This is a genomic window from Acetobacter sp. DsW_059 (genome assembly GCF_002153695.1).
GTDB classification, from domain to species: domain Bacteria; phylum Pseudomonadota; class Alphaproteobacteria; order Acetobacterales; family Acetobacteraceae; genus Acetobacter; species Acetobacter thailandicus.
The window spans coordinates 1-267 of sequence record NZ_JOPI01000109.1 but is presented as its reverse complement, the minus strand read 5'-3'; the positions used below and the strand labels follow the sequence as shown (position 1 = coordinate 267).

General features: G+C 52.8%; 1 protein-coding gene. It reads right to left on the bottom strand.

Annotation, left to right across the window (positions count from 1 at the left end):
* Positions 1–267, bottom strand: a 267-nt coding sequence (locus tag HK25_RS13090; protein ID WP_158092965.1) for a hypothetical protein, incomplete at both ends; no start/stop codon positions are given.

Here is a 267-nt window from a genome sequence, read left to right as displayed (position 1 = left end):
TTATGCGCTCGTTACCGGAATCATCAAGTGTGCGACTGACAGTTTCACTCATCTTATCTGTCAGTTTTCCATCCTGATAACGGGTGCTGACAGTTGCCGTGGGCTCCCACGAGAGTTGCTGCCCACTGCCAAGACGCAGGGCCTCTGTCGTGTTCAGCCCTGTCAGGTTTACACCAATCAGTGCCTGCCCGTTAAGGGTAACAGCACTGGCATCTGCGTTTGTCAGGGTTGTGATCATACCACTGTTCAGGTTACTGCCGGTTATGC